This window comes from Paenibacillus favisporus (assembly GCF_040545415.1).
Classification (GTDB): domain Bacteria; phylum Bacillota; class Bacilli; order Paenibacillales; family Paenibacillaceae; genus Paenibacillus_AQ; species Paenibacillus_AQ favisporus.
On the sequence record NZ_JBEPLV010000001.1, the window covers coordinates 289723 to 304690 of the forward strand.

The following is a 14968-nucleotide window of genomic DNA, read 5'->3' on the forward strand; positions in this document are numbered from 1 at the left end:
CGTGCAAAAAGAGATGAAGGTGGTTATGATGAGTGCCGGACATGGAAGCATTCCGGAGAAGGTCATCGACGCGGTGCTGGAGCAGCATGATATCGTCGATACGGTAAGCAGGTACGTTCATCTGACCAAGCAGGGGAAATACATGAAAGGCCTCTGCCCGTTTCATTCGGAGAAAACACCGTCTTTCACGGTCACGCCTGAGCGGCAAATCTTTTACTGCTACGGCTGCGGCAAGGGTGGAAATGCCATCAAATTCAGGATGGAAATCGAAGGATTATCTTTTCCCGAAGCCGTTAAAGTCATGGCGGAAGAGAGCCACATCACGGTACCGGAAGGGCTGGGGGGACCGGCGCATCAGCCGAATCCCGAGAGAGACCGCCTGCTTCAGGCCTACGAATGGACAGCGAAGCTTTATCACTATTTACTGAAAAATACGGAGCATGGCAAGGCAGCCATGGATTATTTGCGGCAGCGGGGCTTCACCGACAAGATGATCGATTTGTTCCAGATCGGGTACGCTCCGGATACGTGGAATACGCTGGTCCAGTTTCTGTCCAGGCGCTCCTTCGATCTCGAAGAGGCGGAGAAGGGCGGATTGCTGACCAAGCGCAGTGACAGCGGGGATTACTTGGACCGTTTCCGGGACCGGATCATGTTTCCGATCCATGACCGCAGCGGCAAGGTGATCGCTTTCGCCGGCAGGATTCTTGGCGAAGGGCAGCCGAAGTATTTGAATTCGCCTGAGAGCAAGCTCTTTAACAAAAGCCGGACGCTGTACAACCTGCATCAGGCCAGACCTTCCATTCGCAAATCGCGGCAGATCGTTCTTTTTGAAGGATACGGGGACGTGATCTCGGCATGGGAAGCAGGGGTTCAGAACGGCGTAGCCACGATGGGCACGTCCTTAACGGAGAATCACGCCTCTCTGATGAAGACGATGGCGGACGAAGTGCTGGTGTGCTACGACGGAGACCGGGCCGGACAAGCTGCGGCAATGAAGGTGATTCCGCTGCTTGAAAACGTGGGGCTGAACATCAGGATCGCGGTGCTCAGCGATGGGCTGGATCCTGACGAATTCATCCGTAAGTACGGGGCGGAACGGTTCATGCGGCAGATTATCGAGGGCGCCGTTTCAACCACAAAATTTAAGCTTATATATCTGAAAAAAAACCATATACTCCTAGAAGAAGATGGAAAAATCGCCTACATGAAGGAAGTCCTGCCCATCATCGCGGTGCTGCCTTCTTCCACCGAACGGGAGGTATATTTAAGGGAATTATCTTCAGAATTGCAGCTTTCCTTTGACAGCTTGAAGCAGGATTGCAACGAGATCCGCCAGTCGATGCAAAAAAACATGCCGGATGGGGATAATAACGACAAAAGGTGGAATAATGGTAGGCATAAAAAAGGGCATGTTCCCGCCCCGACATTACTGCCGGCTTATCATACCGGAGAACGTCGCCTTTTAGCCATGATGCTGCAGGATGCCGAGGCCGCCCGCTACGTGGAAGAACGGCTTGGGGACGCGTTTAACATTGATGATCATGCAGCGATTGCTGCTTATCTATATGCCTATTATGCACAGGGCAAATCACCGGATATCAGCCGGTTTATGTCGTCGCTCCATGACGATCGCCTCGAGAAAACCGTCAGCTCCATCTCCATGATGGATATGCCGCGGGAGTGGAGCGTGCAAGAGCTGGATGATTGCATTCGGGAGGTACAAAAAGTCCCGCAACAACGGAAAATAGAGCAGAAGAAAGAAGAAATGATATCTGCCGAACGGTCCGGAGACTTTTTGCGTGCTGCACAAATTGCAAGTGAGATTATAGCCCTAGAGAGACAGTAATCGTTGCTTCGATGGTTTCTAGGGAGGAGGGAGTCGAAATATGGCGAATGATCAGCATACTGAACTAGAGACAGAATTTACGCTCGATCAGGTCAAGGATCAGCTGATTGAGCAGGGTAAAAAGAGATCGTCACTGAATTACAAAGATATTATGGAAAAACTATCGCCGTTCGACCAAGACCCTGAACAGATGGATGAGTTCTATGAGCATCTGGGCGATTTGGGTATTGAAGTGGTCAATGAGAATGACGAGGAAGTCAGCAATTTGCGTCAAGGCGAAGACCATGACGGAAACGACAACGACGACTTTAATTTTGACGATGATCTGTCTTTGCCGCCGGGCATTAAGATCAACGATCCCGTACGGATGTATCTCAAGGAAATCGGCCGGGTGCCTCTCTTGTCCGCTGACGATGAGGTGGAACTGGCTAAGCGGATTATGAACGGGGACGAGGAAGCGAAGCGCCGGCTGGCCGAAGCGAACCTGCGTCTCGTTGTCAGTATCGCCAAACGCTACGTCGGCCGCGGCATGCTCTTCCTTGATTTGATTCAGGAAGGCAACATGGGCCTGATCAAGGCCGTTGAGAAATTTGACCATAATAAAGGGTTCAAATTCAGTACGTATGCCACTTGGTGGATTCGTCAGGCCATTACGCGCGCGATCGCTGACCAAGCGAGAACGATCCGGATTCCGGTTCATATGGTGGAAACGATCAACAAGCTGATCCGGGTATCCCGTCAGCTGCTGCAGGAATTAGGGCGTGAACCAACGCCGGAGGAAATCGCGGCCGAGATGGAACTCAGTGTGGAGAAGGTCCGGGAAATCATGAAGATTGCCCAAGAGCCGGTGTCGCTTGAGACGCCGATCGGAGAAGAGGATGATTCCCACCTGGGAGATTTTATCGAGGATCAGGAGGCGCTTGCTCCTGCGGATGCAGCGGCCTACGAGCTGCTGAAGGAACAGCTGGAAGACGTGCTTGATACGCTGACTGAACGTGAGGAGAATGTGCTCCGGCTTCGTTTCGGTCTGGATGACGGCCGTACCCGGACGCTTGAGGAAGTGGGCAAAGTGTTTGGCGTTACCCGTGAACGGATTCGCCAAATCGAAGCCAAAGCGCTCCGGAAGCTTCGCCATCCAAGCCGCAGCAAACGGCTTAAGGATTTTCTCGAATAGCGAAACCAACTTGGACCTTCTGGGCTTGCCGCCAGCAAGGTCCTTTTTTTAGATATAACAATTTTATATACGTTTTGGAGGTTGGGCTTCCTTTATATTGCAGCGCGCAGGCTATGTATTTCTGAATGTATTTCTGAGGCTTTGGCGGACGGCCTGCTTGTAAGTTCTGTTTTCTTTTAGAATTATTTCCTTAATTTGTTTTTATTTTAGCGCTTTTAACGAGCCAATGCAAATGATCTGGACATTTATCCAAAGATTGGAAGTGTGTATTTCAGGGGGCCGCTTTCGCTTCTGCTGCTGCGGATTTGCAGAAAGGACCTGCCGTTTGGTAGGGTAAAGGAAGGGATAAAAATAACTGATGGTGACGGTGGACATATGAAATTATCAAGAAGATTACAGCTTATTATGGAGCAGATTCCCGATGGAAGCCAACTCGCGGATATTGGCTCGGACCACGCGCTTCTTCCGGTAGCAGCTGTTGAGGCGGGCAGAGCTATAAAGGCCGTGGCGGGAGAAGTCAATCAAGGCCCGCTTCAAGCGGCGGCCAAGCAGGTAGCCGAAGCTGGACGGGGCGAGGACATTTCGGTCCGGCTCGGAGACGGTCTGGCGGTCATTTCGCCGGGGGAAGTGGATGTGATTACGATCGCCGGCATGGGCGGAAGCCTGATCGCGAGCATTTTGGACGAGGGGCAGGACAAACTGTCCGGGGTAAAGCGGCTCATCCTGCAGCCGAACGTCGGCGAAGATTTGCTGCGCCGGTGGCTGCTCGATCATGCCTGGGTGCTGGTGTCCGAGATGATTATCGAGGAAGACGGCAAAATATATGAGATTTTGACAGCTGTACCGGAGCATTCATCACCTGTACGGTCGAATGAGGAGTTGTACCGGGAGCGCTCATGGAAGGCCGGGGAAGCCGGCGGCGGCGTAATCCTTTCGAGTGAGCTGTTGATCCGCATGGGTCCTTGGCTGCTGGAGCAGCCAAATGAAGTGTTTGTGGCCAAATGGCAGGGCGAACTGGTGAAGATGGAAGGCATTCTGAAGTCTGTATCGTCCTCCAAGCTGCCTTCTGCTGTAGCCAAGGCCAGAGAGCTGACTGAAGAAATGAAACAAATCAGGGAGGTGCTTGCATGTTTGCAAAAGGACAAACGGTAATTCAATATATGGAGCAGCTCGCCCCCAAGCACTTGGCGGTGCCGGACGACCGGATCGGGCTGCAGCTGGGCAGCCTGCAGAAGGAGATCCGGAACGTGCTGGTGGCGCTGGATGTCAATGACGAGGTGGTCGAGGAAGCCATTGCGATAGGCGCGGATTTGATCGTAGCGCATCACGCCATCATTTTCCGTCCGCTCAAACAGCTTCAGACCGACACCCCGATGGGGAAACTGTATGAGAAGCTGATCAAGCATGACATCGCCGTCTATATCAGCCACACCAATCTCGATATTGCCGAGGGAGGCATGAACGACTGGATGGCTGAAGCGCTTGGCATTGCGGACGGCGTGCCGCTGGATGAGGTGCATGACGAGAAGCTGTACAAGCTGGTCGTGTTTGTTCCGGCCGCCCATGCAGAGAAGGTCCGGACCGCCATGTTGGACGCAGGAGCGGGTGCTATCGGTAATTACAGCCACTGCAGTTTTAACGTACAGGGCACGGGCACCTTTTTGCCACAGGAAGGAACGGAACCTTATATCGGCAAGCCAGGGAAGCTGGAGCAGGTGGAAGAGGTTCGGATCGAGACCATCGTCCCCCAAGGGATCCGAAACAAGATCGTTCAGGCGATGATCAAGGCGCATCCTTATGAAGAGGTGGCTTACGATCTGTATCCGGTTGACTTGAAAGGGCGCAGTTACGGGCTTGGCCGGGTAGGAAAGCTTCGGGAGCCGGTAACGCTGGCCGAATTCGTCGACGTGGTCAAGGAAAAGCTGGATGTGCCGCATGTCCGGGTCGTTGGCGACCTGAACCGCAAGATCGGCAAGGCCGCCGTTCTCGGCGGATCTGGCAGCCGCTACGTGAATTCCGCGATATTCCGCGGGGCTGACGTGCTCGTGACCGGAGACATCGATTATCACACCGCGCAGGATGCGCTGATGGCCGGGATTGCCCTGATCGATCCGGGGCACAATGCCGAGAAAATCATGAAGGTCAAAACGGCCGAATGGCTGCAGGCCAAGCTGTCGGACGGCCGCTATGATACGAAAGTCGCCGCGTCCCAAATCAACACCGAGCCGTTCCGCTTTATGTAAAAACGGTAATTTTCGTTAAATTAATAGGCATTTGCCATTGTGTCCGACAGCAATTCCTAGTATAATATTTTTTGTTGTCCGGAAAGTTTGACAGACAATCGCTGGCGGCGCGTAAGGCGCCGCGAGAGGAAAGTCCGGGCTCCGTAGGGCAGGGTGCTGGATAACGTCCAGTCAGCGCGAGTTGAAGGATAGTGCCACAGAAATGGACCGCCGATGGCTGCTGCTTGCAGCGGCACAGGCAAGGATGGAACCGAGGTGTAAGAGACCCCGAGGAGCGTTGGTGACTTCGTTCCTGGTAAACCCCACCTGGAGCAAGACCTAATGGAACGCAGCTTCCTCGAGAAGCAGCCTTTGCCCGAGGCGCGTTCGGGTTGGTCGCTGGAGCCAATCAGTAATGGTTGGCCTAGATAGATGATTGTCGCTTATCCGTGGGAGGGTAGTTCCCGAATGCACCACGACGAGCACAGAACCCGGCTTACGTAAAACTTTCCTAACTGCCAACAGTTCTTATTAGGATGACGTAATCAAGGCGGTATCCCGTAATTTTACGGGATACCGCCTTTTTGCCGTCCGATCACCGGGCCAAGCCTGTTTTAGACGGATACCTTTCAGCTAAGGACAAACGTACAATCCCGATTGGGATCTCCATAATAGACTATATTAAATTTATGAAGGGAGATGCTTATCGAATGAGCCACTGCTTTAATTGTCCTCCTGCAGATCCGGTTTATACCGATCCGACCGTGGTTTATCAAGATTATTACTATCCGCAGGTCGTTCCGATTGTCCACACGGTTGAAATTGTAAAAAGACATCACTGTGTCCCCGTTCCTAAACACTGCTATAACTATGTCGTTCGCGACGAAAACATTGTAGGTACCGTTTCCGCTTACAGAGGTTCGAAACGCGCAGCCCGCAAGTCGAGAGCCAAACGTACACGGTAACTCGTGCTCTAAAAAAGGCAACCCGCTCCTGATAGGGGCGGATAGCCTTATTTTTGGTGGAATTTATTTGGTTTTCACGCTCTCACTGCCCATGATCGAATTCATCTGGTTTTGTACATGCTGCGGCCACAGCTGAAGCGGGGTATTTCCGCCGCCTGCTGCCTGCAGCGCTTTATAGATATCAATTTGACCGTTGCCGTAATATTTGTCATGTCCTTTCGGCCCCAGGTCAATGGTGCTTTGGCACATAATGTCCATCACTTGTTTATTGGTCAAGTCCGGATTCCGCGAGCGGATCAGCGCGGCCATGGCGGCGACATGCGGACTGGCCATCGACGTTCCGGACAGGGCGGCGTACTGGTTGCCCGGATAGGTGCTGGCAATGCTCGTCCCAGGCGCGGCCACGTCGATATAATCCCCGTAATTGGAATAGGAGGCTTTCTTCATGTTCGCATCGGTCGCAGCAACGGCGAGTACTTCGGGATAGGCCGCAGGGAAGCCCGGCCGCTCGGTGTTGTCGTTCCCTGCCGCGGAAACGAGCACGACGTCCTTGTCGTAGGCGTATCTTACCGCATCGTGCAGGAACTGGGAATCGGCGTAGTTGCCCAAGCTCAAATTAATGACTTTGGCTCCATGATCCGCCGCCCAGATGATCCCTTCAGACACCGAATAGGTCGTGCCCGATCCGGATTTATCGAGCGCCTTCACCGGCAATATTTTGTTATACCAGCTGATGCCGGCCACGCCTTCATTGTTGTTGACGACGGCCCCGATGATGCCGGCCACATGCGTGCCGTGACCTACATCGTCCAGCGGGTCGCTGCCGGGATCCACGACGTTGTAGCCGGACAGCAGCTGGCCTTGAAGATCCGGATGGTTAATGTCTGCACCGGTGTCCACGATACCGACAATGACATCGTTGCTTCCCTTGGATAAATCCCAGCCCTGATTCGTTTCGATCGCCGGGAGGTTCCACTGATACTTCGCAAACAGCAGGTCATTCGGCACGTTCGGAAGGCTGCCTGTTTCCGGAACAGTATCGTTGGTTAAATATAAATAATGCGGTTCTACATAATGCGGATTCCAGTGGTTTAGGAAATATACCTTCAACTGGCTGTAATCCATCGTACTGGAACGGAAGACGTAAGCATATCCGAGTTTTCGGGCGGATTCCGCTTTGACGTCACCTTTGATCCGGTTCATCTCGTCCGGAGACGGATCCTGGCGGAAGCGGACGACGATTTCGTTCTCGTAGAAGTGGCTTGCGTTTTCGTTATCATGTCCCGTCTTGACCGTCAAATCGCGCAACGTGTCGGCGTGAACCGATTCGACTTTAAATTTGCCCTCTCTCGGGTAAGGGATCAGCCGCAGGTTTTTCTTCTGATGATTTTCCACGTCGAGCAGTATTTTTTGATTCATTAAGGCGATGACGCTCTGATTGCTTTTGGCCGACGGTTCCGCGATGATGAAGTACTGCTTGCCCGCCATCTTGAAGGAGGGGGACTGGTACGTCTGGTGATTCTTCACCTGCTGCTTGGCTATACTTAAATAATGATCCAGCCTTTTCCGGTCCTGGGAGGTCCAGGAGTCTTCCTTTTTGGCAAATTTAAGCGGTTGATTCAGCTTAGGATCCTGCCACACCAGCATGGAAAAATGGTCATGGGTTTTCTGCAAATTCCGTACATAATCGGTAATCTGCTTTGGCTTTGCGCTGCCCAGATTGTTCAGCATCGCCGTCAGATGCTGTCTCGCATCCAGCCGGGTCAAATGGTCGGTTGAAGCGATATCCTGCGCCATCATGCTGTTCTTTAAACGATGCTCCTGATGCGGAGCCGGGACCGGAGGGGATTCGGCGGCCTGCTGCCGGCTGTCCGAGCGCGGGAGCAGCAAAAATAACGCGAGCGCGCCGCAAACGGTTGCCGTTCCGATGCCCACCCATTTTCCTTTCGACATAAAAAGTACCTCCTTGAGAATGATAAGTACCTTTAGCGTGAGAAATGGGAAGCTATTTTATACCCCGGCGGCCGACTCAGGCAAAAACCTGCTCAATTCGTCCAAATCGTGACCAGAAAGGGATACCGTTCCAGTTTGTTTTATGTTAGGATAGTACATGAAAATTGATCCTTGCTTCAAACGATGGTGATGAAAATTTCGGATCCTCTCCAGGACCGAAAGGAACAAATTAAGGGGGAGCTAATTAGCTATGTCAGCAGGTAATGTTCAAAAATTGTGTGAGACCACGAAAGAGAAGCTGAAATCCGCGATCGAGAAACTGGAACAATTCCTCAATGAGAATTCGATTCCGCAGCTTGCGCCAGACAATAATGAGGAAACGCTGCAATTTTACAAAGGATTTTTGTCTGACCTGCGGCATCTTCTGGTTTTCTCCGAAGTATCAGCCGAGAAACTGGGAATTGCGTTGCGCCGTGCCAATTTTGACAATGATTTTGCTGAAAAAGCTCTCTATAATGTGTATCATCATTGCGTTAACAACTTCTTTTATCCGAAAAGCGAAAGCTATTCCGAAGATGGGCGTTATGCGTACACGGGACAGGATGCTATCCGTTTCCGGGTAAAACCGGTTCGGCCGGTAAGAGACATCATTCTCGATATCACCAAAGTATATGAAGAGCTTCGGGACGATCTGACTTATTACGAAAGCGATTATTTAACGGAGCGCCGGATGCACAATCAGCGTTCGCACGCTTAAACCTTATACGATTACACCAAAGATGCCTGATGATGGCATCTTTTTTTATTTTCCTCATGACGACCATCAACTGACAAGATGCAGCAGGGATACGCCGATATGGAGCAGGGGACAATGAAGCTTGAGGTGATAAATAATGAAGGATCCAAGAACCTACGTAAAATGCAGCGTCAGCAACTGCAGCTACTGGGGTGAAGAGAACGTCTGCAAAGCCGAGCAAATCCTGATCGAAATCGACAAGCACGCCTCCGCCAAGTACAGCGAGGAGTACGGCAGCGAGCTTGGAGAGCACAAAGACCGGGCTGTAAATTCTTCGGCTACCTGCTGTCTGACCTTCAAGCCCAAAACTTCTTAATTCAAGCGCCCGACTCCATTTATGCACTTATCCATCAGTCGTGAGGAGGCTTCTAATCATGGATGAATTCAACAAACGAGAGCAGGAACACAAGACGGACAGCCCATTCGCAGGAAAAGGAATCACTCCCGTTTCAACGAATAACGTTTCCCGCACGAATCACCGAGAAGAATATGCAGCTGAAGCGGGTACTACTCCTTCTGCAACCCGGGATAACGAGTTCCGGCAGGCGATCGCGACACGGATCCGTACCGATTACCCGCGCAGGGACGCCCATAAAGAGGAGTATGCATCAGAGGTGACATCCCCTGAAGTCACAAGCCGTGCGGCCGGTTATTCGGTCCTGGACGACCGGAAGGCGGATACCGCGGTGAAGAGAACGGATTTATACAAAAAAGACCGCGAGGAGTATGCGGCAGAGGTAGCTCCGGCACCATCGGTCCGCAGGGATGAGGTCCGCACCTCGGATGATGCCGAAAACCGGAACGCCGTTCAAAACTATGGACGTACGGCCGGTTATGTCGGTGTAGGCTTCGGCGTCCTGTCCTTGTTTATGTGGTCCATTATCCTGGGCCCACTGGCTGCGGTCCTCGGCTTTTATGCGTACAGCCAAGGCAGCAAGGTGTGGGGCGGATGGGCGATGGGACTCGGCATTCTGGCAACGATCAGCTACTTCGTGCTGGTTCCGTTCGCCCGGTAAATCAAACGGGCAATATAGCGTCTTTGGCCGCTCATGAAGCGGCTGAGGGCGCTTTTTTCAATGTCAGCGTTTTTTCGAAGAGGTCTGGCGCAAGACGGCGGAATCATGGTAAAATAAATCCAATCCGCATGGACGAGATTATGAGGGAAAATGAGGTTTGAGATGATGCAAATCGATCCGGCTGCAGCGCAGCAGTTGTTGGCAATGCAGGACAACAGCCGTATTCAAAATAGAGACGAGCTTCTTCAGGACATTATCGAAAATGGCAGCACCTCTGATTTTGGTGTTATTCTGAACCAGCTGCTGGATGACTCCAGCGCGGCAGCTGCAGAAACCGATGCTTCCGTACAACCGACGGTGCCCGGCGTATCGTGGAGTGACGGTCTGCTGTGGCAGCAGCTGGGAGAGGCGAACACCTCGCCGGTGAAACATGTTGACGAAGTGTCCAAGCCGGTGCATTCCGATTCCGGCTCCGGCAAATCGACCGCTTACAACGACTTGATTGAACAGGCAAGCCGCAAGTACGGAGTGTCCGAATCGCTAATCAAGGCCGTCATCGAGACGGAGTCCACCTTTAATCCGAATGTCGTATCTTCTGCGGGGGCCAAAGGCCTGATGCAGCTGATGGACGGCACGGCGCAGGGACTTGGGGTCAGCGATCCGTTCGACCCGGCGCAGAACATCGATGCCGGCACGAAATACCTTTCGTATCAGCTGAGCCGCTTCGGTGGGCAGGAGAATATGGCGCTGGCTGCATACAATGCAGGGCCTAACCGGGTGCTCAAACTCGGAGTATCGACCGATGCCGAATTGATGCAGCAATTGGACCGGCTTCCTGCAGAAACAAGGAACTATATCCGTAAAATTGCGGATGCCAGGGCAAAATATGAAGGTTAATACCAATCGCATAGCGTTTTAAGTTACGGGATCAAACTCGGGAGAACGGGAAGCGGCTCGATATGAAGCGCTTCTTCCGATGTTTGATCTCTTTATATTGCTTCGGGTGATCCGTGTAAAGGAGGAAACGTGATGATCTATTGGGACCATGCGGCAAGTACGCCACCCTACGAAGAAGTGATCCAGACGATGGCGGAAGTGATGAGACAGCATTACGGCAATCCTTCATCCATTCACCGGATGGGCGAGGACGCTGCCAAGCTAATCAAGCGTTCCCGGGAAGTATGCGCCGCCGCCCTTGGTGTTAAACCGGCCGAGATCATCTTGACCTCAGGCGCAACGGAAGGCAACAATATGGCCATTAAAGGAACAGCCTTTCAATATGCCGGCAGGGGCAAGCACATCATAACGACTGCTACGGAGCATCCGTCCGTCTACGACAGCTGTTTATATCTTCGGGAACACGGATTCGAGGTAACCTTTCTTGATGTGGACCGGAAAGGCCGGATCCATCCGGACCAGCTGCGCAGCCTCATTAGAAAGGACACCATTCTGGTCAGCATCATGCATGTAAACAATGAGACCGGAGCCGTGCAGCCGCTGGAGGCGGCGGGACGAATCATTAAACAGTGCAACCCGCTGACCCTGTTCCATGTGGACGGTGTTCAGGGCTTCGGCAAGCTGCATGTCGACCTGCAGGCTTGGCAGGCGGACTTATATACGTTATCGGCACACAAAATCCGCGGCCCCAAAGGAGCCGGCGTATTATTTCGAAGGGAAGGCGTTCAGCTTCATCCGCTGTTGTCGGGAGGCAAGCAGGAGTCCGGCATGCGCTCAGGAACGGAAAATTATCCGGGGATTGTCGCCATGGCCAAAGCCATGCGGATGGCTAAAGAGCAGTTAGGGACTTTCGGTGAGCAGGTTGGGGCGCTGCGGGACGAATTGCTCGCATTTATCCGAACGATGCCGGCCCTTGCGCTGAATAGCGACGAAGACGGGGCGCCGCATATCGTTAACGTGTCCTTTTCCGGAATGAAAGCCGAGGTCCTTCTGCATTCGCTTGAGGAGCACGGCATGCTCGTGTCCACCAAATCGGCCTGCTCTTCCAAGACGGCGGAGCCAAGCCGTGTCCTGCTTGCCATGGGACGGAGCGAGGAAGAGGCCTCCAGCGCAATCCGGATCAGCATGGGGCTTACCAACACCGAGAATGATGTAGAGCGGTTGAAGGACGCGCTTCAGGATGCGGTCGAACGGCTGACGCCTTTAATGACAGGAAGGAATGAAATCCATTGAAATATGATATGCTTCTGCTCCGTTATGGAGAAATTACACTCAAGGGAAAAAACCGGGGGCGCTTCGAAAATGCGGTGATCTCGCATATCCGGTCCGTTCTTAAGGATTTTCCCAAAGCGAAAATTCGCAAGGAGTACGGAAGACTGTACGTTGAACTGAACGGGGAAGAGCCGGAACCGCTGATTACCTCGCTCCAAAAAATATTCGGGCTGACGTCGATCAGCCCGGTTGTCGTCAGCTCTACGGAGCTGGAATCTATTTTGGAAGCTTCATCAGCATTTATCGGGCAGATGAGCATAGAGGAAGAGGTCACCTTTAAGGTTCATGCCCGGAGAGTGTGGAAGGCTTTCCCGCACTCGTCCCATGAGATGAACCATCTGGTGGGTGCGCCGCTGCTGAAGAAGTATCCTCTGTTAAAAGTGAGCATGAAGGATCCCGAGCTCACTCTGCATGTGGAGATCCGCGAGCAGGGAACCTATATATTCTGTCAGACGATTCCCGCCGTCGGCGGATTTCCGCGGGGAAGCAACGGCAAGGCCATGCTGCTCCTCTCCGGCGGAATCGACAGCCCGGTCGCAGGGTGGTCCTCCATGCGCAGAGGGCTGGAAGTGGAGTGCGTTCACTTCTACAGCTACCCGTTTACAAGCCGGCTTGCCAAAGAGAAGGTCATCGAGCTGGCGAAGGTGCTCTCAGGTTATGCAGGGGAGATCAAGATTCATCTGGTGCCCTTTACCGAAGTGCAGACGTCCTTTACCGGCATTGGACAGGACAATTTGATCATTACCCTGATGCGGCGTTCGATGCTCAGAATTGCCGAACTGCTGGCCAAGCGTGAAGGAGCGCTTGCGATCGTTACCGGAGACAGCCTCGGGCAGGTCGCCAGCCAAACCCTGCCAAGCATGAACGTGATCGGCCGGGCGACCGAGCTGCCGCTTCTGCGGCCGCTGATCATGATGGACAAAAACGAGATCATCCGGATTTCCAAAGAGATCGGCACATACGAAACCTCGATTCTTCCTTATGAAGACTGCTGCACCCTGTTCGTGCCCAAGTCGCCGACGACGAATCCGAATTTGCGGGTCGTCGAGAACGTGGAGGCGTCGATCGAGAAGCTCCCCGAGCTGATCCAAGACGCCTTTGAGCGGACCGAAACTTTGGTGCTCACCAAGGATTATGTGATTGGTGAGGAAGAAGAAGCAGGGGGCGTTAACGAGGATTGGTTCTAAAGCTCAGAGGATTAGGAAACAAAAAAAGGAGGCTCTTCATTGAAGAGCCTCCTTTTCTATGACAACAGGCCGGACATGTGTGTTCTAACTATACGAATGTTCGTCCTTCCGTTTCTTCATCGACGCGCGTTTCAGGTATCCGAGGGCGAGAATGACTATGACGACGATCACGATAAACAGCACCCGCAGGAACGGATATTGTTCAAAAAACGGAGCAAAACGCTTTTCTTCCGTAATCATGTTGGATGCGGTGTAACCGAGTACCGCTGAACCAAGGTAAATAATCCATGGAAACTTGTTAATCAGCTTAATAAACAGGGTGCTTCCCCAAACGACAATCGGAACGCTGATAAGCAGTCCGAGAACGACGAGGATGATATTCTGCTCGGCTGCGCCAGCCACGGCGATCACATTGTCCAGCCCCATCGCGGCATCCGCCACGATGATGGTCCGTACAGCTCCCCATAAGGTTTGGCCTGCCTTGATGTCCGTGTGATCGTCGTTATCGGCCAGCAGCTTGTAGGCGATCCATACGAGCATGACACCGCCCAGGGCAAGCAGCCACGGCACTTTCAGCAGCCAGACGACGACGATCGTCGCAATGATCCGGAGCAGGACTGCGCCTCCGGTTCCATAAAAAATAGCCTTTTTCTGAGTCGAGGGAGCAAGATTCCTCGCAGCAAGGCCAATTACGATGGCGTTATCGCCAGCCAATATTAAATCCAAAAAGACGATTTTGATCAAACTAACTAAAAATTCTATTACACTGTCCAAATCAGGTCACTCCTTATTATGACTGTATACGGAGTTCAATAGCAAATCGATTCATTATAGGCTAATTTTTCATATGAAGTCAAGCATAGCCTGGCCAACTCCCACATAGATGTAGAGTGGGGGTGTTGACCTTTGGAATCGATTTGGCTGCTCATTCAGATCCTGATGATCAATTTGGTCCTAAGCGGTGACAATGCCGTCGTGATTGCTCTGGCGAGCAAGGACCTGCCGGAGAAGCAGCGTAAACAGGCGGTATGGTGGGGAGCGCTCGGCGCTGTTATCCTAAGGTGCTTGTTGACTTTTATTGCGGTCATTCTGCTGAAAATCCCTTATGTTCAGGCGGTCGGCGGGTTCATGCTCATCTGGATCGCCATAAATCTGCTGATCGAAAACAAGGATGAGCTCCGGCTGCAGGAATCCTCCACCATCTGGAAAGCGGTCAGGACTATTCTTGCGGCGGATTTCATTATGAGCCTCGACAACGTACTGGCCATTGCCGGACTCGCCAACGGCGATCTCGCACTGATCGTGATCGGCATTGCGATCAGCATACCGATCGTCGTCTGGGGCAGCAATTTGATCGTCACTTGGCTTCACCGTTTCCCGGTGCTCGTGTACATCGGGGCGGGCATTCTAGCCTATACAGCTGGTGAGATGCTCCTCCAGGATCACAGGCTTGGGGCTCTCCTCTCTGCATCTCTGCCGGAATTCCACCATCTCATTCCCGGCGTATTGGCCGGCTTGGTGATCGTCTCCGGCGGTATCAAGCAGCTGCTGCTGCGGCCGCGCTCATAAGCAGGACA

At 52.7% G+C, this 14968-nt stretch carries 13 protein-coding genes and 1 other RNA gene; 12 read left to right on the forward strand and 2 right to left on the reverse strand.

The features are described 5' to 3' along the window. Positions 1-28: 28 nt before the first annotated feature. From dnaG to rnpB, 5 genes are all read left to right on the forward strand, one after another. Positions 29-1849 carry a DNA primase gene (gene dnaG / locus ABID47_RS01335; protein WP_354495664.1) on the forward strand — a complete coding sequence of 607 codons (1821 nt, stop codon included), beginning with the start codon at positions 29-31 and terminating at the stop codon, positions 1847-1849. A 40-nt stretch (positions 1850-1889) separates the two neighbouring features. Beyond that, positions 1890-3023 (forward strand): RNA polymerase sigma factor RpoD, encoded by a 1134-nt coding sequence (gene rpoD, locus ABID47_RS01340; protein ID WP_116229511.1) that lies wholly within the window; start codon positions 1890-1892, stop codon positions 3021-3023. A 375-nt stretch (positions 3024-3398) separates the two neighbouring features. Further along, positions 3399-4175, forward strand: a complete 777-nt coding sequence (locus tag ABID47_RS01345; protein WP_354494675.1) for a tRNA (adenine(22)-N(1))-methyltransferase — start codon at positions 3399-3401, stop codon at positions 4173-4175. Beyond that, complete coding sequence (locus tag ABID47_RS01350) at positions 4151-5266, forward strand: Nif3-like dinuclear metal center hexameric protein (protein ID WP_354494677.1); 1116 nt, start codon at positions 4151-4153, stop codon at positions 5264-5266. The genes ABID47_RS01345 and ABID47_RS01350 overlap by 25 nt, the downstream gene beginning before the upstream one ends. Positions 5267-5348: 82 nt before the next feature. Further along, positions 5349-5759, forward strand: an RNA gene (gene rnpB, locus ABID47_RS01355) — RNase P RNA component class A. A gap of 514 nt (positions 5760-6273) precedes the next feature. Here the strand turns inward: rnpB and ABID47_RS01360 are convergent. Then, the gene (locus tag ABID47_RS01360) at positions 6274-8163 is read right to left on the reverse strand and encodes a S8 family peptidase (protein ID WP_354494678.1); all 1890 of its coding nucleotides are present in this window, start codon (positions 8161-8163) and stop codon (positions 6274-6276) included. A 250-nt stretch (positions 8164-8413) separates the two neighbouring features. Between ABID47_RS01360 and ABID47_RS01365 the strand changes: the two genes are divergently transcribed. From ABID47_RS01365 to thiI, 6 genes are all read left to right on the forward strand, one after another. Then, positions 8414-8920, forward strand: a complete 507-nt coding sequence (locus tag ABID47_RS01365; protein WP_116229516.1) for a YpuI family protein — start codon at positions 8414-8416, stop codon at positions 8918-8920. Between the two features lie 136 nt (positions 8921-9056). Further along, positions 9057-9275: a DUF1540 domain-containing protein gene (locus tag ABID47_RS01370; protein WP_076169821.1), complete on the forward strand. Its 219-nt coding sequence runs from the start codon at positions 9057-9059 to the stop codon at positions 9273-9275. Positions 9276-9333: 58 nt separating this feature from the next. Next, entirely contained in the window at positions 9334-9975 is a 642-nt protein-coding gene (locus tag ABID47_RS01375; protein WP_354494679.1) for a hypothetical protein, read from the forward strand. Positions 9976-10140: 165 nt separating this feature from the next. Then, entirely contained in the window at positions 10141-10872 is a 732-nt protein-coding gene (locus ABID47_RS01380; protein WP_354495666.1) for a lytic transglycosylase domain-containing protein, read from the forward strand. A 132-nt stretch (positions 10873-11004) separates the two neighbouring features. Further along, a complete protein-coding gene (locus tag ABID47_RS01385) occupies positions 11005-12165 on the forward strand; it encodes a cysteine desulfurase family protein (protein WP_354494680.1) in 1161 nt (386 codons plus the stop codon). Beyond that, on the forward strand, positions 12162-13391 hold the full coding sequence (thiI, locus tag ABID47_RS01390) for a tRNA uracil 4-sulfurtransferase ThiI (protein WP_354494681.1): 1230 nt from the start codon (positions 12162-12164) through the stop codon (positions 13389-13391). Before ABID47_RS01385 ends, thiI begins: the two co-directional genes overlap by 4 nt. 84 nt (positions 13392-13475) lie before the next feature. Here the strand turns inward: thiI and ABID47_RS01395 are convergent, their stop codons facing one another. Continuing rightward, the gene (locus tag ABID47_RS01395; RefSeq protein ID WP_354494682.1) at positions 13476-14165 is read right to left on the reverse strand and encodes a TerC family protein; all 690 of its coding nucleotides are present in this window, start codon (positions 14163-14165) and stop codon (positions 13476-13478) included. Between the two features lie 132 nt (positions 14166-14297). On the opposite strand from ABID47_RS01395, the gene ABID47_RS01400 reads away from it, so the two are divergent. Beyond that, entirely contained in the window at positions 14298-14960 is a 663-nt protein-coding gene (locus ABID47_RS01400) for a TerC family protein (RefSeq protein WP_116229520.1), read from the forward strand. Positions 14961-14968: the final 8 nt, after the last annotated feature.